We start from the raw sequence: 25,191 nt of genomic DNA, 5'->3' as shown, positions 1-25,191 counted from the left end.
TTCTTGCACCTTTCTTGCACCTTTCTTCGAGAAAAGTGCCCTCTAGGCAAGAAAACCCCAAGAAAAGCGCAAGGAATCCCGAAGATAGTGCAAGCGAGACCCTCTAATAAGGCATTCAAATCTGCTTTTTTTAATTTGTCAACTTGATCATCATTTTCGATGATTTCATTAATAGATCAGCTAAAACTCACTCCTTAGAATAAACAAACACCAATAAATTAATCTCTTAAAGACTACAATCTTTTTTCTGTTCTTCTATTGAACACACATTAAAAATTTTAAAATCCACGCTATAAACAAAACAAATCCTGTTGCAAACAAAGTAGAAAAAGCGTTCTTTTCGATACAGAAAGTACTTTTATAGATAGTCAAAAGAAAAAAACAGTTTACTTCAATCTGGTAAACGAGCATTTTATCTTTTAAAATAAGTTCTGTTTTCTATGATTCAAATATAAAATCGCTTTAATCTCCAACTTGCACATCAAATAGACACCAGATGACTGAGCAACAAGACTAAAGGCATAAAAAATGAACCACCAATTTTTGCATCTGTGATAACTCTAAACAAAAACCCTCTATTACAAGCTAACAGCGTTGCAATAGAGGGTCTCTAATTAGAATAGAGCAAATAACTAAATGCTGTATTTCTATATTTTTATAAGTAATGTATGCTTCTCTTTTTTACCAAATAGGTATAGTTGCAGATTAACTTGTCTTACCTCGTAAAAATAATAATCCCCAATACAATCCAATGATATAAAACAAGATACCAAAACAAACCTTTACTTGGTTCAGCCATTTCCTTGATAAAGTCAACAACCTTAATTTTCACTATATCCCGTATATCAATATTGGGATCATTGAAAGGAATATCGTCAATACTCAACTTTTCAAAGCCGTAAACAAGCAATCCTCTTACCCATTTATTCTCAGTCTCGTTTTTGACCGCGTCAACTGCTTTAACTTGTACCAGCGAGAAGTCTACACCCTTCTGAAACATATTCCTTTTTTCTTCCTCACCAATACCGCCAAATGCCTTGTTCAAAACTTTGTCCAGCACTGGATAAAGTGCAGTCTCTGCCTTGTCATTGACAATTTTGTTTGCAACTTTTTGCATAGCGTATTTACCAGAAATGCTAAATAAGACAAAACCACTTGCAATAATCAACAATAACAAAAGGGTTTGAAGTGGATACAGTTTAAATAAACTAACTAAGAAAAAATCAGACTCTACCTTTTGAGAGGTATATTTTGACGCATTAATTAGCAATAAAAACCCTGCTGAAAAAGTCACTACCAAACTACAAAGTCCTAATAGCACTAACTTAAAGAAACTAACACCTCCTAACATAGAGAGGGTAGCCGCATACTTAATTTTATCTAACATATATTAATTTTTTCATAAAAATAGTTAAAAAAACTAATATTGCATCGATAAAATTATAATACAAAATTCTATTTAAGCTTTTCTCTTATAATCTTCTCCATTCCTTTTCGATACTGAACACTAATATAATGATAGCTCATCGGAGCGCTAAACATAAACATTGGGTTCTCAGGAAAAGCATCTGTTGTTCTAAATAATAAAAAGTAGCTTTTACCACTATATCCAGCATCGAACCACTCATTCAATTTATAGAAATCAGGAACGGATCGCCTTTGTCTAACTACGATTAATACATCGTGTAGTTCTGCCCATTCAAAAGACTGCTTTCTAAATAGACTTTGATACTTAACTCCTTCTTCATCAATAATCACATTCATAAAAAATGCCTTATAAAAAAATACAGCAAACAAAAAGAATAAAAGAACTGAAAGAACTTTCGCAAAACCAATCCCCTGCAATAAAAAGTAAATGCCCATTCCGAGAAATGGTCCTATACTAATAATCAACAATACTATTCTACTTGGGAAATTATAATAATTATACTTCATCTGATTCTCCATTTTTATTTGCAATAGTTAAGGCAGCTATATAAGAAGTAGTCCAAGCATTTTGGAAATTAAAACCTCCTGTTATAGCGTCAATATTCATAACTTCTCCAGCAAAATATAAATTATCCTGTATTCTGCTCTCCATTGTTTTGAAATTTATTTCTTTTAAGTCAATTCCACCAGCAGTAACAAACTCATCTTTAAAGGTACTCTTACCGTTTACTTGGTACTCAGCCTCAGTAAGTGCTGCTGATAATACTTGCAGATGTTTATTGTTTAGATCAGCCCACTTTGCATCCTCAGCAATATCACAAGATAAAACAATTCGCTCCCACAACCTATTTGACAAATCATACAGCCCACGCTTAATGACATTCTTCTTGGACTGTTCCTTGCGAACCTCTTGTAGATCTTCAAAGATAGATTCTCTACTGTGTTGAGGAACCCAATTCACAGTAATACAAAACTGATACTTTTTATCTGCTAAAATGCGAGCACCCCAAGCAGACAATCTCAAAACTGCAGGGCCACTCATTCCCCAGTGTGTAATTAATAAGGGACCACTTGCTTCAAGCTTAGTACCTTTTACTTTTACTTCAGCAGGCACAGCTATCCCCATTAAATCTTTAATGCGTTTATCCTTGACATTAAAAGTAAACAAAGAAGGTACAGGCTCGACAATGCTATGCCCTTGCTCTTGCATCAAGCCCCAAATCTTTGGATTGCTACCTGTAGTAATTACTAAATGACAACATTCATATCCTCCTTTGGATGTATCGAGTTTCCAAGTGTCCTCTTTCTTAAAGAAACTCTGAACACTCACTCCTGTAATAATATCAATTTTCAAGCGCTTAGCTTCACCTAAAAAACAGTTAATAATCGTTTCTGAAGAATCAGTATCGGGAAACATTCTTCCATCTTCTTCAATTTTTAAGTTCACTCCACGCTCAGCAAACCAGCTAATAGTATCACCTGAACAAAACTGATGAAAAGGTCCTAATAGTTCTTTTTCACCTCTGGGATAAAACTGCACTAATTCTCTTGGATCAAAACATGCATGTGTTACATTACATCGTCCTCCACCAGATATTCTCACTTTTGACAATACTTCTTTGCCTCTCTCAAGAATTGCGATACGCAATTTCTTGTTTTGTTCTGCAAGATTAATGGCAGTAAAAAATCCTGCTGCTCCACCTCCGACTAAAATCACATCGTATTTCATCAATTGTCAATTTTAACTATTCGCATTTTTAATATGCTTCAAAATAATTTATCTTTACTGCACAAAGATACTTACTTACGATCGCATCCTTATCATCGTTAAATTAAGAATATGAAAAAACTACCCTTTTTAGCTTTAATTGTTTTATTCTCAATGTGTAAATCGGCATCACATGTTAAAGCTCCTAACAAAGACCTAACAATCGAAGAACGCATCGAAGAAATTAAGACCGAAGATCGATTACCAGACGAAAAAGATGTTATCGATTTACCAGATTATGCACAAGTCCGAGATGACTTCCGCTCTGTAACTGAGAAAACAAAAGAGAACTATCTAAAGGGAATGAGAGCTACAGAAGATAAATATTCTGTCATAATTCTAACTCAAGGATTCAAAGGAGAGGATATCACGATTAAGAATGAGAACAAAACATTTTTAAAATCGATGATAATGAGTGATTTATCTACGGGTATAGCCAAATCAATAAGAATAGAAAACACAAAAGATATTCTCGTAAAAGATAGCTATACAAAAGGAGAGGTTACCATAGAAACAGATCATGCTAAAATGTTTAAGTTCATCTATATCATGAAGAACAATTCAAACAAAGAAGTCCCTTTCAAGGTGACATTTAGCAATACGCTTAGACCTGTCAGATAATAGCCTAAAGCTCAATATAACAAATCAGCGACTCCAAAAAGAGTCGCTGATTTTGTATATAACGAATAGGAATCTTCCTTTATATTTCTACTTTTTCTTTACCCCAGGAGACAACAACTATTCCATCAGAATAATTGGGACAGATATAGTTTTCCTCCGTTAAATGAATATTGCCAAAGCGATAGTTAAACACCAAATCCTCAAATGTAATTTCTTTTATATCCCATTCTTTGTGATGTATTTCATATCTAAACAATTCCTCATTTTCATAAATATACAGACAATAACGCTCTGTCAACCATAATTGTAAGGCGGTCTTCTCCACAACTGGTTTTCCCACGATAAACTTAGCTTTGAGAAAGAACTTCTTCTCCTCGTTTAAAGATAAGTATTGTCCTTTACTTCTTTTCATTTTTGCTTTTTCGTACGGTAATCCAGATAGTAAACGAGAAACAAAAGCTGACAATCGCTTACCTGCTTCTATATTTAAGAAATAAACACCAGCTTTGTCACCATGCTTGACATAAGTTCTCACATTCAATTCATCAAAGTCCGAAATAAACCCCACTGAAGGGAGTTGGCGAGGGCGAATATTCTCCATAGTAAAAGGTACTATAGAGATATAGTACTTACCGTTAAAATCATCTAAAGTAAGGCAATCGGGTACCAATTCCCTAAGATCTTCAAAAGGGACTTCAAAGTGCAAAAAGAGCAATCTATTCCACTCTTGATAGTAAACCCACTTATCTTCTGGTAGCGGCCAGGGTCTATGGTCAGTATTTTGCAGTACATCTTCAATCTTATTCATAGCTAAATTTTACATTAAAGGTAAGCATAAATAAATCAATATCAACTAATAACCATTGCAAGACAAGTGATAAAAAACGACAAGCCCCTCGGAAAAACCAAGGGGCTTGTTATACTATATAGACTATAGACAAACTATTATCGTACGTCTTGCATAAGTTTTTTCATAAGTGGAGAAAGAGCAATAAGCAATATCCCGGCGATTACAGCATAAAGTCCTAACTCCTTGTAACCATCCGTATATGCGATTAAAGCTTCGTAATTAGATACATTCTCTGTATCAGAAGTAGACATTGCTGCACCAATGATACCAGCCATATACTGACCATAAGCACTTGCTAAGAACCACATCCCCATCATCATCCCCTGTAGATTAGCAGTAGACAATTTAGTCATAATCGAAAGACCAATAGGTGACAAACACAACTCCCCAAGTGTAATGATTAATAAAGCAAAAGTAAAGAAATCTAAAGATGTCATACCTTGTAAATCAGCAAATAATCTCGTCGCAAATAAAGCGTAATAACCTGCTCCTAAAAGCACGAAACCAAGACCAAACTTCACTACTGTATTCGGCTCAATTCCCTTCTTCGCTAACCATATCCACAATAAACCTAAAATCGGTGCAATGAAAATGATGAAAAAGGCACCACCAGAGTTATTCACACCATTTGGATCTAAATGCATACCCAACAAATCAGAATTAAGATTCTGAGCAGCGAATATACTTAACGATCCACCAGCTTGTTCGTAAATACCAAAAAATAAGATTGAGAAGAAAATAAACACCAAAGCAGCGATAATCTTTTTACGCTCACTATTGGTCAATTTTGTCATCTCATAGATCAAATACAATAATGCTAAAGGCCCTACTGTATACATAAAGTAAGCCGTATACTCAGTATTGTCAATCATGAACACAATTACAGGTACCATAGCAAATGTCAATATATAAGTCCCCACTTCCTTCCATAACGGCATTCTCTTTTCTTGACCATCTTTTGATACCTCTTTTGGCTGAAGTCCAATTGGACCTAAATGTCTTTTGGTAAAGATGAAGTTGATTAAACTGATTAACATTACAAAAGCAGCTAATCCAAATGCAACATTCCAACGATGCGCTTCATCAATATAGCTTGATAAAATATGTCCTTTACCAATAGCAATACACAGATAACCTCCGATAAGAGCCCCTAAGTTAATACCTGCATAAAACAATGAGAAACCAGCATCAGTACGATTATCACCTTTTTTATACAAATACCCTACCATGGTAGAAATATTCGGTTTAAAGAAACCAGTACCAATCACAGTGAAGGCAATACCTTCAAAGAAGAACTTATGAGGATCAATAGCAAGAATTACACTTCCTAAAATCATCATTGCCCCTCCCCAAAAAAGAGATTTTCTAAAGCCCAAGATCTTATCTGCAAAAATACCACCTAAGAAAGTGAATGCATAAACGAATGCTTGAGTAGCACCGTATTGTAAATTGGCTTGTGCTTGTGCAAAGTCTAGTTGGTGTATCATGAAGAAAACCAACATTCCTCTCATACCATAGAAACTAAAACGTTCCCACATTTCTGAGAAGAATAAACTCCAAATTTGCTTGGGATATTTTCCCTCAAAATTTTGGATCTCCTCTAATGTCTGTTGTTGACTCATTTTTATAATTATTTATATTGTGCAATGCACGGAGTTCTTAACGAACACCGTGCATTAGTTTTTTCAATAGTGGATTCACTAACATTACCAATATAGCAGCTGTAGCAGGTATTAAAGTGAATAAGAAGAAGAAGTGACTCAACGAATATTCCTCTTTTATATTTTCAATTTGTCCTCCTAAGATAGCCGCAAACTTTTGAGCAATAGCAAGTGCTAAATACCACATACCAAACATGAATGCAAGCATCTTTCCAGGAACTAATTTAGATACATAAGATAGCCCTACCGGAGAGATAAATAATTCCCCTAAGGTATGGAATAAGTATGTTAATATTAGGAATATAATCGACATTTTTACTCCTTCTGTTGCTCCCATTGAGCCTAATCCTAAAATTAAAAAACCAATAGCTACAAAGATTAACCCTATTCCGTACTTGAAAGCCGCTGATGGATTATACTTAGAATCCCATAATTTAGAAACTGTAGATGCTAATGATATAATGAAAAATGAGTTCAAAATAGAGAACCAAGATACAGTAATCTCAGAAACTTCTTTATTGAATTCTGCATTCAACATATAAATAGCCATCGCCCAAATACCAGCAAAACAAATGAATAAAATGATATTTGACATAGCAATCTTAGTCCAAGTAGCTTTAGCTAACAAGAATAATACCCAAGAGATAATCAGCAATGGAATTACTGTTAAACAAGTATTGATAATATTAAATGCCAATAAAGCTCCTCCTTCTAATGATCTATCCACATAATCTCTCGCAACAAGTACCAATGAGGTAGCTCCTTGCTCAAAACTCATGAAGAAGAACATCAAGAAAAATGCCAATAGAATCACCGCAAACATTCTATCTCTAATCACCTTTCCGTATCGTAAAATACGAGAAATAACCAAATATAAGAAAGTCAATAAAGCAAGGATTGCCATGATATTCTGTCCTCTTAATGTTTCTGTATCTAAGAAAGCAAAAAGGTCAAGTACTCCGTTCTTAGACAAAGGATCATTGAAAGCATATAATAAACCGATTACAGATACAATACCGATTAAGATATAATCTACTAATGTGTAAGGGTTTTTAGTGTCATGATCTTCTTTGATCTGCTCTGATGTTTTCTCTACTGTATTATCTACTTTTTTAAGTTCCCCTAGTTCACCCAACAAAGGTTTCGCTAACCAGAATTGGATTGTACCTAATAACATAAAGATACCTGCTAATCCAAATCCATAATGCCATCCTTCAGTTTCGGCTAAATATCCACATAGCATCATTCCAAAGAAAGCTCCTGAGTTTACACCCATATAGAATATAGTATATGCAGCGTCTTTCTTTTCAGGTAATGCTTTGTACATTTCTCCTAAGATAGAAGGCATATTAGGTTTAAAAAATCCTGTACCAATTACTAAGCAAGCTAGCCCTACGAAAAACCATAGCTTAGATATTCCTTCAGCAGCCATGGATGCATGACCTAAAGTCATGATAATAGCTCCGATTATAACTGCCCAACGTGAGCCTATATACTTATCAGCGATAACTCCACCCAAAATCGGTGTAAGATATAACAACATAGCATAGGTACCATATAGTGCACCAGCTTGTTCTGCTGACCATCCCCATCCTGAGAATGCATCGCCAAAAATAACTTTAGCTGTTAAAAATTGAATTAATAAAACTCTCATTCCATAGAAAGAGAATCGTTCCCACATTTCAGTAAAGAACAGAACGAACAGACCTGCTGGATGCCCAAGTACCTTAGACTTAAAAAGATCTGCGTTTGTAGCTGTTTCTGCTGCCATTTAATAAGTTATTAGTTTGTTTTAAAAATTAAGTACGTGTTATAAAGGTTGTTTTTGGTTGGTGTTATATATATTTTTAAGGTGTACTTCTATTATAAATTATTCAAAATAAAATTAGTCATCTTAGTATATAACTGAAGTCTTGTATTGCCTCCGTATATACCGTGATTTCTATCTGGATAAATTAACCAGTCAAAGTCTTTATTCTTTTGCACCAATGTCTCTATCATTGCCATTGCATTCTGTACATGCACATTATCATCTGCTGTACCATGAATCAAAAGATATTTCCCTTTCAATTTATCCGCATGAGTAAAAGGCGAGTTGTCATCATACCCTTCTGGGTTCTCTTGAGGAGTAGTCATATAACGCTCAGTATAGATACTGTCGTAATATCTCCAATTAATAACAGGAGCAACAGCTATTGCCATTTTGAAGGTATCATTTCCTTTCAAAAGACAATTAGATGACATAAATCCTCCATAACTCCATCCCCATATTCCAATTCTGCTTTCGTCTACATAGCTCTGTTTTCCTAAATATTTTGCAGCACTAATCTGATCCTCTACTTCATACTTACCAAGTTGCAATTGAGTAACCTTCTTAAAGTCAGCTCCTCTAAAGCCCGTACCTCTACCGTCTACTGTAACGACTATGTACCCTTTTTGAGTTAACATTGCATGCCAATAATCATTCGAATCAAACCATTTATCTGCAACCTGTTGAGATCCAGGGCCGCTGTATTGATACATAAATACTGGGTACTGCTTTGTTGGATCAAAATCAGAAGGTTTTAGAATCCAAGCATTTAATTGCACCCCTTCTTCTGTAGGGATCTGAACAAACTCTTTCTTAGGCAAGTTGTAATCAGCAACCTTAGATTCCAACTCACTATTATTGAGAATTTCTTTAATTACTTTACCAGTCTGTGCAGCTTTCAACGAATATCTTGGAGCCTTAACACTTGATGAAAATGTGTTGATAAAGACGTCAAAACTCGGACTAAAGATAGCAGAATGCGTTCCAACTTCACTTGTTAAACGCTTTTTATTTTTGCCATTTAGACTTATAGAGTAAATATCTCTATAGATAGATCCTTGTTCAACAGACTGAAAAAATAATGTTTTATTTTTTGCATCAATACCATAGTAATCCGTTACTTCCCAATCTCCCTTAGTAATCTGATTGATAAGTTTACCTTCTCTGTTATAGTGATATAAATGATTATGCCCATCTCTCTCACTTAGCCAAATAAAGTCATTATTGGGTTGAAAAGACAACGTCTGAACATCTACATAAGCCTTATCTGTTTCATTTAAAATTAGTTGTTTCTCTAATGTTCCTCCATTGACAAAAAACAGTTTCAAATCATTTTGATGACGATTAATAACTTGAACACTTAAGTAGTTATTGTCATTTGTCCACTTGATTCTCGGTATATAAAAATCCGAAAACTCAGTTAAGTCAACCTGAGAGGTCTTACTTGTGTTTAAATCATATATGTGTAAGGATACAATCGCATTATTTTCACCTGCTTTTGGGTACTTAAACTTGTCTTGAGTAGGATATAATCCATTTCCATAGACATCCATTGAGTATTCAGGAACCTCAGTTTCATCAAACTTGACATATGCAATTTTATCTCCGTTCAAACTCCAATCAAACATTCTTACAATACTGAACTCTTCTTCATAAACCCAATCCGAGATACCGTTAATAACGTGATTCTTCAGACCATCAGTTGTAATTTGTGTAGACTTATGACTTGCTATATCATAAATAAACAAGTTATTCTGGTAAGCATAAGCAATCTTCTTTCCATCTTTAGAAAACGTAGGTTCCATGATAGCATGTTCAGCTACTTTTACAAAAGATTTTGTCAGTGTATTATATAAATAAAAATCGGCTAAACTTGATCTGCGATAGATAGCTTGAGAATTTGTACCGATTAAGATTTGTTCTTCTTTATCGTCAAAAACATAACTATCAATAGTTTTAATCTCTTTAAAATCTTGAGTATTAAATATTGTATTCGTCTTTTCAAGTGTACGAAAATCGTATAAATTGATTTCTTGAATTTCTTTAGCAGCTTGCTCAATACGGGAATATTGATTGCTATTTGCCATAGCATTGACTGACTGCATTACTTTTGTACGAAATGTGCCATTCCAAATTTCTTTAAGTTCAATCTGTTTTTGAGCGAACCCAAATTGTGAGGCAATAACACAAAATAATAGGGTAAAGTTAAGGTGTTTCATTATTTATTTAATCGAAAAAACTTCCAATTTTAATGAAAAAATCTGATTTACACCAACTTTTTTTTGGAATTAACCAATAAAAGCTTAATTCTATTGACACACTTTTGACACTAAAACTCACAATAACTTGAACAAATAATATTAATAGTTCTTTTTTTAGTTTTTTAAACGGACTAACTATGCTTTATTGTTAACGCTTAAATAAAAATGGCTAAACTATATAATCTTCATTGCTTTTTACAAAGCTTTAATGCAGATAAAATCAGTTAAATAGCTTAATCGTACTTCTTATTTACGACAATATAATCCTAATGCACATGTAGAAAAGTCAAACAAATCAGAATAAAAATCGTTCAGCTCACTACCTATCAAGGAATTAGAAAAACGCAAATCACCTATATCAAAATACCCAATACACACATTTACAGAATTGACTGGCGAGTTTTTTCCTAACCTTATCAGAATACTTTATCTTTGTCCTTTCAAAATAAGACAATCAAATGGCCAATACTATAAACGGATTCTCCAAATTGAGTAAACACGATAAGATCAAATGGATCTCAAACACCTATTTCAATAATAATCAAGATGTAATAGAAATCATTGAACAATATTGGAATAGTGATCAAGAGTTACAAAAATTACACGATGAGTTTATTGAAAATACGATTACTAACTTCTACCTTCCCTTTGGAGTTGCTCCAAATTTTAAAATAAATGAGAAGTGGTATACCATACCAATGGTGATAGAAGAAAGTTCCGTAGTCGCTGCAGCAGCAAAGGCGGCAAAGTTTTGGTCTGAAAGAGGAGGGTTCAAAACAACTATACTTGGCACAGAAAAAATAGGACAAGTACACTTCATATACAAAGGTCATATTGATCTTTTGACCCAATTCATAAATACAATCCAACACAAATTTTATGAAGATACCGCACCAATTACTCAGAATATGCAAAAAAGAGGGGGCGGAATTAAGAATATTGAGTTACGTGACAAAACAACTGATATAGAGAACTACTATCAATTACATGTTACATTTGAAACAAAAGACAGTATGGGGGCTAACTTCATCAACTCTTGTCTTGAACAGATTGCCAAAACCCTTAAGAATGAGGCAATGCAATATTCAAACTTTTCAGAAAAAGAAAAGGCTATCGATGTAATTATGAGTATTCTGTCAAATTACGTACCTAACTGTGTTGTTCGTGCAGAGGTAAGTTGCCCGATAGAAGACCTAAAAGGAAAAGATATAAAAGATCCTCAACTCTTTGCCGAAAAGTTTGTTCAAGCAGTCCGCATAGCAGAAGTTGAGCCTTATAGAGCAGTCACTCATAACAAAGGTGTTATGAATGGAGTTGATGCAGTTGTATTAGCAACTGGTAATGACTTTAGAGCTATCGAAGCTGGAGTACATGCCTATGCATCGAGAAACGGGCGATACAGTAGTTTATCTCATGCTTCTATTGAAAATGGCCAATTCAAGTTTTGGATAGATTTGCCGTTAGCATTAGGTACAGTTGGAGGTTTGACTTCTTTACACCCAATGGTCAAAGTAGCACTTACTATGCTTCAAAATCCTTCTGCTACTGAATTAATGCAAGTCATCGCTGTTGCAGGATTAGCTCAAAATTTTGCAGCTGTGAAATCATTGACTACTACAGGTATTCAACAAGGTCATATGAAAATGCACTTAATGAATATCCTTAATCAATTTAAAGCTACAGATGCAGAACGCGCAAAAGTAGTTGCTCATTTTGAAAAGAATGTAGTATCACACAGCGCTGTAGTTGAACTATTAGAAAGTCTACGAAAATAATGACTAAGAGGTTTTACAGCAACGGAAAACTCTTGTTATCAGGAGAATATTTAGTTTTAGAAGGAGCTCTTGCCTTTGCCCTACCTACAAAGTTTGGGCAATCGATGATTGTGAAACAAACCAACAAACCTACAATTAAGTGGGTTGGATTAGACATCGATGGGAAAAAGTGGATAGATGAAGAAATAAGCATTACTGACATCAAGTCAAACTCGACTACTACTGATCATTCAACATACTTTGAAACTCTTCTCCAAGTTCTACGTGCTGCTCATAAACAAAACAGTGAGTTACTATCACAAGACAAGATTGGGTTTGAAGTTATTACAGAGTTAACTTTCCCAAGGCTTTGGGGACTAGGTACTTCTTCTACATGGATAAATAATATTGCTCAGTGGTTTAATATTAATCCTTACCAATTGCTCTTTGAATCTTTTGGAGGCAGTGGATATGATATAGCTTGTGCGCAACACAATCAAGGCTTATATTATACGCTTACAGATCCACTTCAACCAACTGTTGAGTTAATAGACTTTAAACCGATATTTGCTGACAATTTATATTTTGTATACCTAAATAAAAAGAAAGATAGCAAAGAAGCTATTGCCCATTTTCATTCCAAAAAGGGCAATCTTACATATGAAATTAATCAAGTTTCTGCTATCAGTAAAGAAATGAGTACGACGCAATCTTTTGTCAAATTCCAAACACTCATTGAAGAACACGAAAACATCATGAGTCGTGTATTAAACACACCTACTGTTAAACAGGAATTATTCAGCGACTTTCCGGGTTCAATAAAAAGCTTAGGAGGATGGGGAGGTGACTTCGTATTAGTTGCCCATGAACAAGACCCAAAGCATTACTTTCAAGAGAAAGGGTATAACACAATAGTTAACTATTGTGATATGATTCTTTAATAGAGAAATTATAGACATAGATTGGTAAAGATTAATTACACTTCTAAAATTTAAAACTTTAATAACAGAAATGGAATTAGACATTTTGTTGTACTTAGGTATTGTAGCTTTTTGTGCTGGTTTTATTGATGCAGTAGCTGGTGGTGGTGGTCTAATTCAAACCCCTTTAGGCTTAGCATTACTACCTCAAATACCAGTATCTACAGTAATTGGAACGTTAAAAATCCCTGCTTTTTCAGGTACGGCAATGGCTGTCAGACTGTATATTAAAAAAACGAAAATTAATTGGCTCTTTTTCGCCTTTCTTGCTTTTCTGTCATTTGGCAGTGCTTTTTTAGGCTCCTATACACTCACTAAGGTCAATAATGACTTTATGAAACCCTTATTATTCGTCATATTAATACTCTTGTGGATCTTCACCTACTTCAAGAAAGACTTTACGCGAAAGGCAATAAGCAATATCACCGATAGACAAAAGTACATCTGGGGAATAATTATATCCCTTGTAGTCGGATTCTACGATGGCTTCATTGGCCCTGCTACAGGTACATTCTTTATTATGGGGTTTATATTCTTAATGGGGTTTGATTTTTTTAAAGCATCTGCTTATGCTAAAATGATAAATTTAGTAACTAACCTTGGAAGTATTTGTTTATTCCTATTAAAGGGTGCAATAGTATGGAAAATAGCTATTCCAATGGCTCTTTGCAATGGATTAGGAGGATATTGTGGAGCTAAAATGGCTATTCTAAAAGGGCAAGTTTGGGTTAGATATGTATTCCTCTTTATTATGTTTATAGCTATTTGCCGTTTTGGCTACGAGGTTTGGTTCAAATAAACAAGAGTTAATAGTATCTATTATCCCTTTATACTAATTAACGGACATGGGGTTAGTTAATGTAAGTAAGAACTAATAGCTTAATTTATTATAGTAATAATTGCAAGATAACTTCAATTAAAAATAAACAAAGCAACTTAGCAATAAAAGATTCACAGAGCATTGTATTGCAAACAAACTTCAATCATACCCCACAAATACTCAAATACCACACTAATCTACACAAAACTAACTTAAGATGCTCATCGCAAATTTATTGAGATTGGAGACTTTTGAAACTTTCCTAAAAGTTGATAAGAAGATAAGTAAGATAGAAAAGACAATAATAGAATAATCGAAACAAGCAAATTAATATCACCACAATTTGGAGGTTCGATACCGACAAATGGCTCTATATTTGATGACAACTATTAGATTCTTGAATTGACTACCGAAACATGTATCCTCGCTAAACGTTTACATCTGCACACAAGAAGTTTGAATCTATTAACTTTTACGATTTTTATTAAAAGTTGTTAGGTAGGCTAAAAGTGATTCTCAATCCTCTTTTTTAATCATACACAAACTAATTACAGGTTGTAAAGAACTGACAAAAATAGAATCTAATATTCTAAATTACATAACAAATAATTTACAAGGATTACACTTATATCATAAAAAAAAGCATAACGACAAAGTCGTTATGCTCAGCTGAAAAGAAAAATTGTTTTGTTGTCTACATCAACCTAATTAAGATGTCTATTCATTCTATCTATTACTTCATCGTAAACAGGTTAGTCTACATTATTCTATGCTTCTGGAAAGTACTATTAGGCTTTATATCACTCTCCTTCTGCTCGTTATTGTCAACATTACTATCATTTGCTCTTATACGAATAGTATAACTATAGGTAACTGAAACAAATCTTTAAAAAATCAAAAGTACTAATGTATAAACTCAAGGCACTTTTGAAATAAGCAATACTACTGATAAAGGTAATACTACTATAAGTTTACTCTCCATTTCATCACAGGAATACAATTTAATTATCTTTCATAAGAACACTTGTAACTTGCAACCTATCTTATCAAAATTGAAGACTTCCAAGAGTGTTTTACTCAGTCAAAAACAAAATATCAACTAACGTATCACATCCCTTTTTAAAACGTGTTAAATTTAATAAAATAAACACAACTTAATGCGTTATTTTATTAATTTTTACAAATATTTGCGGTGTTTTAAGTAAATCATGGTACTTTTTCTTTGTTTTTTAATATAAAATGAGTCAGATAGACTTTTAGAAAATTAAAAATGCTAAAAACTGTCACAATAAGTACCTATACCAAATAAAAACAGTAGATTCAATTAAACAAATAAGCAAAGTGTACATAAGAAGAATTATCTAAATAGATTGTCTATAAGGATAAAACACATGTAGAAGTTTTTAGTATATTTGTATATATACAAAAACAAAGTAAATAGCTTTTGCACATTAAAACAGGTAGTAATACAAATGAGCAAATTGGAAGACTACCCAAAAGAGGTTACTACTTATCAGTAACCTCTTCTTTTTTTCTTTTTGTAGCATTAACAGTATAAAAATAAGAAGCTATAATTTCTATTTATCTACTCCTATAAAATACATCCGAAAAAAACCTTAATTTCTCCCATTAATTCATTGTCGTATAAAATATACGACTTAACTTACTCCCCTAAAATTTAAACAGTCTTTAACAATGTCACAGAACAATAAATCATTCGGACAAACTGTAACATCTTTCAATAAAAACTTCTGGATTGCCAGCTTTATGGAACTAATGGAACGTTGGGCATGGTATGGTATCTATACACTGTTAGGTCTTTATTTGGTAGGGTCAACAGATACAGGAGGTCTTGGTTTCGACCATGTACAAAAAGGTAGTATTATGGGAGGTATCGTTGGGATATTATACTTTTTGCCTTTGCTCTTTGGAGTGATAGCTGATCGTATTGGATATAAGATCTCTTTAACAATAGCCTACTTAATCATGATCTCAGGTTACTTCCTATTAGGTCAAGTAAGCGCATATTGGAGTGTATATATGGTATTCCTACTTGTTGCGATTGGTGCAGCTTTCTTTAAACCAGTTGCTTCAGCCATCGTAGCTCGAAACACAGACGAAACTACAGGAACCATGGGATTTGGGATATTCTACATGATGGTTAATATCGGGGGCTTTATAGGACCCGCTATGTCTTCAGGACTTCGTACTACTTATGGTTGGAAAATTATTTTCATTCAAGCAGCAATAGTAATAGGAATCAATTTAATTGTCCTATTGTTATTTTATAAAGAACCTAGAATAGAAAAGCCAAAAGACTCTATAGGTAAAGCTATCAAAGATTCTATCTTAGGTATATTTGAAGCACTAAAAGATATTCGTTTAGGTATATTACTTGTTTTAATGATCGGTTTTTGGACGATGTTCAACCAGTTATTTAATACGTTGCCAAACTTTATTGAAGATTGGGTAAATTCTGCTGCCTTGAGCAATTGGTTAAATGAAAACATACCCGTATTAGGTAAACTAATGACTCAAGATGGACAAGTTAAGCCAGAGTGGTTTACGAATATTGATTCTTTTATGATTATTGTTTGCCAAGTGAGTATTTCATACTTCGTGACAAAAATGCGTCATATAAACGCTGTGATTAGAGGGGCTGTTATAGCAAGTATAGGTGTTGGGTTAACTTTCTACACTCATAATCCTATTTTTACAATCATAGGAACAATGGTGTTCTCTATCGGAGAAATGATGTCAAGCCCAACCGTTTCATCTTTTATCGCCTTAATCACACCAAAAGGAAAAGAAGGACTATATCAAGGAACATACTTTTTACCTGTTGCAGCAAGTTACTTCGTAACCAGTTTTATATCGGGAGGATTGTATCAATCTTGGTCAGATAAATTGTCTTTATTGAAAAGAGAAATGACTACGCGAAATATTGATATGCCAGAAGTAGTCAGCCATGAAAAATTCATGGAACAAGGTGCAAAAACACTAGATATGACTTTATCTGCCTTCGAAAAACAGTTTAACCTTAAAGCTGATACCGTAGATTGGAATGCAGTAACTGTATCTTTCAAAGAGTTTGCAGCCTCAAAAAATATCGATATTAGTCAAGTACATTTCCCTTTCTCTAAGAATGAATATTTTGCTTTAGCAGAACAAAAGCTAAATCTATCACATTGGGAAATGGCAGATATGTTGTGGAGTACGTATAATCCAAACAAAATATGGTATGTCGTATTTGGAATAGGAATCTTCTCAGTAATAACATTGATTGCTTATGATAGATTGATTATTCGACCAATTGAAAAGAAAAATAGATAAGATAAATGGTAAGAAAAGCGCTTTAAATACTTAAAGCGCTTTTTTTTATTTTTAAATAGATACTCCAAAAAGCATTGATTGATTTGCCACTTGTTCTTACAACTCCTCTATTCCTACTTAAAACTAAAACAAGATAAGTAACGAATCAAAGACATTACAAACACAATGAAGAACAGAAAGTATGGAAACTACTAATACTTTTAAATAAAGCGGTTGTTACAAATGATCCTGAGAAACAAGAAAAAAGTAAATAACGAAGAAAACACAACAAAAAAGACATATAATTACAGTAATTTTTTTTCAATTAAAATATTTATAAGTTTATTTTACTATTTTTAGCCTTTTAGCATTGCCTAAAAGAGGAAACACCAACCTAAACTTATTATATATAATGAAAACAGACACTTCTACGCAACCCAATTTCTTTGACAGTAAAGTATTAGGACATCCTTCTGGATTATTCGTTCTTTTCTTTACAGAAATGTGGGAACGATTCTCCTTCTATGGGATGCGCGTACTACTAATCCAATTCCTAACCATGTCAGTCATAGGACTAAATCCCGGATGGGAAATGAGTATGGTAGATGCTGGAGCTATATTTGCAACTTATGCTATGTTACTTTATATCACACCAATCTTTGGTGGAATATTAGCTGATAAATATATAGGATATCGATGGGCTGTTGTCATAGGCTCTCTTATCATGACATTGGGGCACGCCTCAATGACTTTAGAAACAGAGTTCTTTATGTATCTAGGGCTCGTATTACTTGTAGTCGGTACAGGTTTCTTCAAGCCAAACATGACCTCAATCTTATCCGAAATGTACAAGTCTTTTCCTGAGAAAAAAGATGGAGCATACACCATTTTTTACATGGGGGTAAATGCAGGTGCATTCTTTGGAATGATGTTATGTGGTTACATTGGAGAGCGTATTGGATGGCACTATGGATTTGGACTTGCAGGTATCTTTATGCTTTTAGGAACACTGCAATTCTGGTTTGCTAAGCCTATATTTGGAAACATAGGAGATGTGCCAAACAAGTCGATAGAACTGTCAGAGAGTGATATAAAAAACACACATACAACTATTCATGAAGAGAAAGAAGCAGTAAAGCTGAACCCTTTCACAACTTTAGATTATATACTTATTGTAATTACATCTATCATTGGCTTTCTATATGCTTTTGACGATGCGTTCTATATCGTTGGTAAAATAAAATTGTTTCCTGAGACCATACTGGGATATGACGGAAAGACACTAATTATTATAGCTGGTTTACTGATTTTTCTTTACCTAATTATTTCTCGTATTGTTAGATATACTAAAATCGTAAGAGATAGAATGATTGCTGTAATCATATTTGCATTCTTTACTATTTTCTTTTGGATGTCTTTCGAACAGGGAGCAACTTCGCTTATAGTTTTTGCACGAGATAATACACAAAGGGTACTAATTGGAAACAAGGCCATGCTATTCAATGTCTTTAATCTCCTATTAACAGTAGTACCACTATTGATTATCTCTTGGGTTCTATTTTTACTGGCCAAACAAACAATCAAGAAAGCTTTGATATCAAATATTGTTTTAGCTATTACCTTTATTGGGGTATGGGCTGCAGCAATCTGGATGTTAGGGAGAGATTGGTCTTCTAATGCGTACGAAGTAACTTTCGATGCAATTAAAACAGTAGCTTTAGATAAAGCTGGTGAGCCAAAATTGGATAAACACAATGAAAAAATATATGAGTACACGCCTATTTCACCAGCAAATCAACCAAAAGAAGGGGACGATATTGTAAAACAAACTGCTGTCGTATCTCAATTAGATATATTGGAAAAAGGGAAAAAAGTTGAAATCTATGAGGAATTGGGAAATTTCACAATTCTTAGTGATAAACAAAAAGATAAGCTGACTACTGATTTCAAAACACACAATAAAGCAACGACAATCGTTCAAGCTGAAATTACTGAAATAAAAGATAATCAAGTAGAAATAACTGCTTCGTGGTTCTCAATACTTAACTCTTTCTTTATCATCGCCTTGGCATCCATTGTATCAAAACTATGGGATTCAAGATTTAACCCGCCAGCATCTATTAAATATGGATTAGGATTAATCATTATGGCAATTGGATTTGGTATTCTTGCCTACGGATCTCATGGAATATCTGAAGGTACAAGGGTTTCGATGATGTGGTTAGTATTCGCCTATTTTTTCCATACACTTGGAGAGCTATTCTCTTCTCCTGTTGGCTTATCATACGTTTCAAAGCTCGTACCTGGCCGTATGATTGCATTAATGTTTGGAATGTGGTATCTTGCAATCGCAATTGGAAATAATTTAGCTGCTAAATTAGGAGGGCAAATTGAAAAAATAACTGAAGAATATTCACTATCAGTATTTTTCTTAATCTTTACTGTTGTTCCTATAGTTGCGGGTATCTTAGTTATCGCATTAAACCCATTGCTTAAGAAACTAATGCACGGAGTAAAATAAACATTAATAAAAAAACTCGACAACTCATGAAAAAAATATTCTTATTATTCACTATTTCAATGCTTTCATTTACATTACAAGCACAAGAAATCAAATGGATGACTTTTAACGAAGCAACTGAAGCTCAAAAGAAAAATCCTAAACCGATTTTTATGGATGCCTTTACAGAATGGTGTACACCTTGTAAAATGTTAGATAAAATGACATTTACTGATAGCAAAGTAGTAGAACACATCAATAAGAATTACTATGCTGTTAAGTTTAACGCTGAAGGTAATGAAGAAATAAACCACAAGGGAAATAAATATACTAATCCTGGTTTTGACCCAGAAAGAAAGAACAAGAATGCTACACACGATTTCACAATGTTCTTGAGAATACCAGGATATCCTTCAATGGTTATCTTTGATAGTAAAGGAGAAGTTACCAAAACAATTGTAGGTTACCAGACTCCTGAAAAACTTCTAAATCAGATTTAAAATATTATACTGATAATTCCCAATATCCCTTTTCATAAATATCGTGAAAAGGGATATTGTGTTTTAAACAACTTTTCTTAATCAGCTCTCTCAACCAAGTAGGTGTATTACTACTGATAACGACTTCCAAAAAAGTACATTCAGAAAACAACCGATCGTAATTTACCTTTGCATTTCCAATGACAATCAGATAGTCGTAAGCAATATCATTCAAGTAAAAAGGCGAGTGTTCATGCAGAACTAAAATCTTCCAGTCTAAATAAGGAATAATCTTATTCGTTGTAGCATCGCTAATACCAAACTGATGTATCAATTTACTATTTTGATAAACCACAATCTCAGGTGACTCCCTTCTTGAAGTATAAGGCATCAAAAGACAATCCGTCGCAGTGTTTTTCCTTTCAAGAATAAGTGCATAAATAGACGCATTACACCAAATCAACAAGAAAGCAAAGCTCCATCTGTTCTTTAACTTCCAACACCAATACAGTAATACAATACAACCAAAATAAAGCAATATAGCTAAGCTACTTACCTTGGCCTCCTTAAAAACTAAGAACTCGACTAATTGCAGTTTACTAACTAAACCAAGAAACAAATCTAAAGAAGCATTAAAGACAACATCTAAGAATAGGTAAAACCTCCCTGTAAACACAATACTACATACAACCAAAATGGCAAGTAAAAGGATTACAGTAACAGCAGGAATAGCCAACAGATTTCCAATAAAAAATGCAAAAGTAAATTGTTGAAAATAAAACAACTGCAAGGGTAATAAGCCAATTTGAACCACAATAGACACAAAGGTAATGTCGATAAAATAATTCAACACTTTATACTTGGATCTAAACTTTCTCAAGATAGGTAGCAAAAAGACAATACTCAATACAGCCACATAAGACATCTGAAAACTGACATTGTACAGCAGTAAGGGTTCAAATATTAGACTCAGAACCAAAGCTATACCGATACTGTACTCCAATTTACTATCCCGACTTAAAACAACGCTTAGACTAATCACACTAAACATCAATACTGCTCTATAAACTGGAGGAGAAAATCCAGAGAGAAATACAAAACACCATAACAATAAAGTAATGAGAATAAAACGCCATTTCTTGGATAAAAAGGAAAATATAGCTGCTAAAAGGAAATAGATTATGCCAATGTGCAATCCTGAAATAGCGAGAATATGCATAATACCCAAAGTCTTAAACTGCTCTTTTATATCTGACTCAATTAGGCTCCTATCCCCAAACACAAGTGCTAAAACAAATGATTTAGAATCTATACTTAACGACTGATTTTGAACAACAAGACCAATAGCTCTATCTCTAATACTCCTTATCTTATCACGCCAATGCAGGGATTTCCCAAGATACACCACATCACTAACATATAACTGCGCCTCAATCTGATGAGTGACAAACATATAACGTTTAAAGTCAAAACCATTCTTATTCTTAGGTGGCGAAATCGCTTGAAACTTCGCCTTAGTGTAATAGACCTGTCCCACTTGAAGATAGTTGCTTTCGCTTTGAAAATAGAGCAAGACCTTCTTTTGTAACTCAACGCTATCCTGCTTAACGACAGAAGTAATATACCTTGTATAGTTTGAATTAGAGGAAGGCAAACGCTGTTCAACTACAAAAGTTATAGCAACATACCTATCATCAAAACTGGAAACAGAAAATTCCTTCTCTTGGGAAACATATGACCTTAAATGTACGCAACAAACACCTAAACTAAAAAACAGACAACTGATAAGGAAACCATGTACAAAAGTAACAAGAGAGGAACTGCGAATCTTACAAGAACTCAAACTTGTCAAGCTTATATAAAGCAAAGAGGCAAACAACATTCCTCCCCCAAAAAGGAGGCCTGTACTCTCTGCAAATAAAATCCCCAGACAAAGAAATATACTGTAAAACAAAAAAGAGAATTTCAATACCTTCATAATGAATGTAGTATCAAAATTCTCTCCAAATTATAATAAAGATAGAAAATTTAATTATCTGATAACACGCGATTTATCTGTACAAATCTATTCTTATAATACGTTTCATTAATCGATGAAACAATAACCCCTCTACTGGTTGAGGAATGAATAAACTTGATGTCATTTGGCGTTACCTCAGTGATAATACCAACATGACTAATTCTATTTCCACGTGTTTTGAAAAAGATCAAGTCTCCTTTTTGAGCCTTATTCTTTTTAATTTTTTCTCCCACTTGCGCCAATTCACTTGAAGTGCGAGGAAGATTCAAATCTGTATTGGCAAATGCATTCATCACTAATCCCGAACAATCAATGCCAGAATATGTAGTACCACCAAATCGATATCTTACTCCTTCATAATTAAAAGCAGTATTTAATATAGCATCTGTACCTGCATAGACAGACGAATTATTCATTTCTTCTATAAAGTCATTTAATAATTCATCCAACTGAGATTGTATATCCTCATCTATCTTCTTACTCTCCTCTAAGACTATTGTCTTTCTATCTTGAGGATCTAAGTCATTTAGATCAGACGAAATTCGCATACTTTCAACAGCAAAAGATTGCAGTGAAAAGGTAAATATACATACAGTAGATAAAATCTTAATGCCCATCATAATTTATAGAATATATCGACTAATTCATCTTGTGTTTACTATTTCTAATAATTTCCTCTGCTACATGATCACTTGCACCAGTTCCACCTAATTTATCAATCAATTGATCGTACTTGTGCAATAATTGTGTTCTATACTCTCCTCCTACAATTTTCTTAAACTCCTCTTCTATTCGGTTAGAATTACAATCACTCTGAATTAATTCCACAACCACATCATCATCCATAATGAGATTCACAAGAGAGATATAACGTAAAGTTATTATTCTTTTTGCAATTTCATATGAAATCTGGTTTCCTTTATACAAAACAACTTGTGGAACACGGAACAAAGCAGTTTCTAAAGTAGCAGTTCCTGAAGTTACCAAAGCAGCATGTGCAACATTAAGCAGCGCATACGTTTCATTAAAGATAAAAGAAATATTCTTATCTTGTATAAATCGTTCATAAAAAGTGGGCTCTTGTCCAGGAGCACCTGCTATTACAAATTGATATTCCGGATACTTGTGAATCACAGAAAGCATCTCACCCAGTAACCTACTAATCTCTTGTTTTCTACTACCTGGCAAAAGTGCAATAATTGGCCTATCATCCAACTTGTGTTTTGCTCTAAAGTCTTCATGCTCTTTCTCTCTATACTGACCAATAGCATCAATCAATGGATGTCCCACAAAAGTAACTGGAAACTGATGTTTCTTTTCATAGAAATCTTTCTCAAATGGAAGGATTACATACATAAAATCAACATCTCTTTTGATTGCCTTAATACGACTCTCTTTCCATGCCCAGATTTGAGGTGAAATATAATAATGAGTTGGAATCTTAATTTCCTTAGCCCATTTTGCTATACGCATATTAAAACCAGGATAATCAATAAAAATCAACACATCTGGTTTAAAACGTTGAATGTCCTTCTTACAAAAAGAAATATTATTCAATATTGTACGCAGATTTTGAACCACTTCGATGAACCCCATAAAAGCCAAATCCTTATAATGCTTTACAAGTTTTCCTCCTACACTCTCCATTAAATCTCCACCCCAAAAGCGAATTTCAGCTTGCGGATCTTTCTTGTAAATAGATTTCATCAAGTTGGAACCATGTAGATCACCTGATGCTTCTCCTGCTATAATATAATATTTCATCTATATAAAAAATGTAATCAAGGTTATAAAAAAGACTGCTAAAATACACCCTCTTGCGTAAAAATCGCGACGCTTGGTAATAAAAAAAGTAAATAAAGCCAAATTGAATAGACTTCCTATAGCAGTAATACGACCAAGTAACTTTGTTCTATAAATAAAACTAAAATCATTCACCAAGTCAAAATGGGTAAACAGTCTTAGGTATACTTCTGAACCAATTACAGTTACAATTAATCCTGCTACAAAACCAATTAATATTCCTTTTAGCCTATAATCCATTACAAATCCCAAGTATTAATTCGATTTATTGTATGATGCGCAGTCATATCAAAATGTACAGGGACCAAAGAAACATAGCCATGCTCTAAAGCCCATTCATCAGTATCCTCGCCTTTGTCTTGATTAACGAACTCCCCTTTTAACCAATAGTACTCTTTCCCATGAGGGCTAATACGCTTATCAAAATTCTCAACCCAAGTAGCTTTTGCTTGACGACATACTTTAATTCCTTTTATCTCATCAAACTTCAACTTTGGAAAATTCACATTGAACACTACATCTGTTGGAACTCCTTTCTTAAGTGCCTCCAAAGTGATCTTCTTGATAAATGGTTTTATTTGTTCAAAATCAGCATTCCAACTAAAATCCAATAATGAAAATCCTATAGCCGGTATACCACTCATCCCTGCTTCAAGTGCTGCACTCATCGTACCAGAGTAGATAACATTTATTGACGAATTTGAACCGTGATTAATTCCAGAAACACATAGATCTGGTTTGCGATCTAATATTTGACCTAAAGCTATCTTTACACAATCTACAGGAGTCCCTGAGCAAGCATATTCTTTTTCAATATCACTATCAATATTTACTTTTTCTAAAGTCAGAGTATTATTGATTGTAACGGCATGTCCCATACCAGATTGCGCACTATCGGGAGCCACAACTACCACATCCCCAATCTCTTTCATTACAGAAATTAACGCTCTTATTCCAGGAGCAGTAATTCCATCGTCATTTGTTACTAAAATCAAGGGTTTTTGCATCATTTCATTTTTTTATTTACATTCGCTAATGTAGTAAATATTAGCCAAATTACAGGCGTTTCATATTCTGTCAAACCATTAAAAAAAGTGAATTATCAGTACTAATTTTCCATTTTA

The 25,191-nt window shown here is 33.7% G+C and carries 19 protein-coding genes; 7 read left to right on the top strand and 12 right to left on the bottom strand.

Going from position 1 to position 25,191, the window contains the following annotated elements:
- Window positions 1-715 precede the first annotated feature (715 nt).
- The 3 genes from NWE55_RS09095 to NWE55_RS09085 form a co-directional block, all read right to left on the bottom strand.
- Window positions 716-1,387 (bottom strand): hypothetical protein, encoded by a 672-nt coding sequence (locus tag NWE55_RS09095; protein ID WP_230381480.1) that lies wholly within the window; start codon window positions 1,385-1,387, stop codon window positions 716-718.
- A gap of 68 nt (window positions 1,388-1,455) precedes the next feature.
- Window positions 1,456-1,935 carry a PH domain-containing protein gene (locus NWE55_RS09090; protein ID WP_155091003.1) on the bottom strand — a complete coding sequence of 160 codons (480 nt, stop codon included), beginning with the start codon at window positions 1,933-1,935 and terminating at the stop codon, window positions 1,456-1,458.
- Window positions 1,925-3,157, bottom strand: a complete 1,233-nt coding sequence (locus NWE55_RS09085) for a BaiN/RdsA family NAD(P)/FAD-dependent oxidoreductase (protein WP_155091004.1) — start codon at window positions 3,155-3,157, stop codon at window positions 1,925-1,927. The genes NWE55_RS09090 and NWE55_RS09085 overlap by 11 nt, the downstream gene beginning before the upstream one ends.
- A 111-nt stretch (window positions 3,158-3,268) precedes the next feature.
- Here NWE55_RS09085 and NWE55_RS09080 point away from each other — a divergent pair, with 111 nt between their 5' ends.
- The gene (locus NWE55_RS09080) at window positions 3,269-3,817 is read left to right on the top strand and encodes a hypothetical protein (RefSeq protein ID WP_155091005.1); all 549 of its coding nucleotides are present in this window, start codon (window positions 3,269-3,271) and stop codon (window positions 3,815-3,817) included.
- Between the two features lie 79 nt (window positions 3,818-3,896).
- Here NWE55_RS09080 and NWE55_RS09075 read toward each other — a convergent pair whose 3' ends face one another.
- From NWE55_RS09075 to NWE55_RS09060, 4 genes are all read right to left on the bottom strand, one after another.
- Window positions 3,897-4,625: a YqjF family protein gene (locus tag NWE55_RS09075; RefSeq protein WP_155091006.1), complete on the bottom strand. Its 729-nt coding sequence runs from the start codon at window positions 4,623-4,625 to the stop codon at window positions 3,897-3,899.
- Between the two features lie 137 nt (window positions 4,626-4,762).
- The gene (locus NWE55_RS09070) at window positions 4,763-6,289 is read right to left on the bottom strand and encodes a peptide MFS transporter (protein WP_155091007.1); all 1,527 of its coding nucleotides are present in this window, start codon (window positions 6,287-6,289) and stop codon (window positions 4,763-4,765) included.
- A 37-nt stretch (window positions 6,290-6,326) separates the two neighbouring features.
- Window positions 6,327-8,099: a peptide MFS transporter gene (locus tag NWE55_RS09065; protein WP_155091008.1), complete on the bottom strand. Its 1,773-nt coding sequence runs from the start codon at window positions 8,097-8,099 to the stop codon at window positions 6,327-6,329.
- A gap of 92 nt (window positions 8,100-8,191) precedes the next feature.
- The gene (locus tag NWE55_RS09060; RefSeq protein ID WP_155091009.1) at window positions 8,192-10,357 is read right to left on the bottom strand and encodes a S9 family peptidase; all 2,166 of its coding nucleotides are present in this window, start codon (window positions 10,355-10,357) and stop codon (window positions 8,192-8,194) included.
- Window positions 10,358-10,857: 500 nt separating this feature from the next.
- Between NWE55_RS09060 and NWE55_RS09055 the strand changes: the two genes are divergently transcribed.
- The 6 genes from NWE55_RS09055 (at window position 10,858) to NWE55_RS09030 (ending at window position 20,265) form a co-directional block, all read left to right on the top strand.
- Complete coding sequence (locus NWE55_RS09055; protein ID WP_155091010.1) at window positions 10,858-12,174, top strand: hydroxymethylglutaryl-CoA reductase, degradative; 1,317 nt, start codon at window positions 10,858-10,860, stop codon at window positions 12,172-12,174.
- Window positions 12,174-13,094 (top strand): GYDIA family GHMP kinase, encoded by a 921-nt coding sequence (locus NWE55_RS09050; protein WP_155091011.1) that lies wholly within the window; start codon window positions 12,174-12,176, stop codon window positions 13,092-13,094. Before NWE55_RS09055 ends, NWE55_RS09050 begins: the two co-directional genes overlap by 1 nt.
- Window positions 13,095-13,164: 70 nt before the next feature.
- Entirely contained in the window at window positions 13,165-13,932 is a 768-nt protein-coding gene (locus NWE55_RS09045; RefSeq protein WP_155091012.1) for a sulfite exporter TauE/SafE family protein, read from the top strand.
- A gap of 1,716 nt (window positions 13,933-15,648) precedes the next feature.
- Window positions 15,649-17,286, top strand: coding sequence for an MFS transporter (locus tag NWE55_RS09040; protein WP_160339275.1), 1,638 nt, complete (start codon window positions 15,649-15,651; stop codon window positions 17,284-17,286).
- Between the two features lie 391 nt (window positions 17,287-17,677).
- Complete coding sequence (locus tag NWE55_RS09035; protein ID WP_155091014.1) at window positions 17,678-19,786, top strand: peptide MFS transporter; 2,109 nt, start codon at window positions 17,678-17,680, stop codon at window positions 19,784-19,786.
- Between the two features lie 26 nt (window positions 19,787-19,812).
- Window positions 19,813-20,265: a thioredoxin family protein gene (locus NWE55_RS09030; RefSeq protein ID WP_155091015.1), complete on the top strand. Its 453-nt coding sequence runs from the start codon at window positions 19,813-19,815 to the stop codon at window positions 20,263-20,265.
- Window positions 20,266-20,269: 4 nt separating this feature from the next.
- On the opposite strand, the gene NWE55_RS09025 is transcribed toward NWE55_RS09030, so the two are convergent.
- Genes NWE55_RS09025 through surE form a run of 5 tightly spaced genes read right to left on the bottom strand, consistent with a single transcriptional unit; the run spans window position 20,270 to window position 25,074 of the window.
- Window positions 20,270-22,222, bottom strand: coding sequence for a ComEC/Rec2 family competence protein (locus tag NWE55_RS09025; protein ID WP_155091016.1), 1,953 nt, complete (start codon window positions 22,220-22,222; stop codon window positions 20,270-20,272).
- A 50-nt stretch (window positions 22,223-22,272) separates the two neighbouring features.
- Window positions 22,273-22,884, bottom strand: a complete 612-nt coding sequence (locus tag NWE55_RS09020) for a C40 family peptidase (RefSeq protein ID WP_230381481.1) — start codon at window positions 22,882-22,884, stop codon at window positions 22,273-22,275.
- A 19-nt stretch (window positions 22,885-22,903) separates the two neighbouring features.
- The gene (lpxB, locus tag NWE55_RS09015; RefSeq protein WP_155091017.1) at window positions 22,904-24,028 is read right to left on the bottom strand and encodes a lipid-A-disaccharide synthase; all 1,125 of its coding nucleotides are present in this window, start codon (window positions 24,026-24,028) and stop codon (window positions 22,904-22,906) included.
- A complete protein-coding gene (locus tag NWE55_RS09010) occupies window positions 24,029-24,307 on the bottom strand; it encodes a hypothetical protein (RefSeq protein WP_155091018.1) in 279 nt (92 codons plus the stop codon).
- On the bottom strand, window positions 24,307-25,074 hold the full coding sequence (surE, locus tag NWE55_RS09005; RefSeq protein WP_196216212.1) for a 5'/3'-nucleotidase SurE: 768 nt from the start codon (window positions 25,072-25,074) through the stop codon (window positions 24,307-24,309). The genes NWE55_RS09010 and surE overlap by 1 nt, the downstream gene beginning before the upstream one ends.
- Between the last annotated feature and the right edge of the window lie 117 nt (window positions 25,075-25,191).

This window comes from Myroides albus (genome assembly GCF_024722315.1).
Taxonomy (GTDB): Bacteria; Bacteroidota; Bacteroidia; order Flavobacteriales; family Flavobacteriaceae; genus Flavobacterium; species Flavobacterium album_A.
This window is presented reverse-complemented; position numbering and strand designations above follow the sequence as displayed.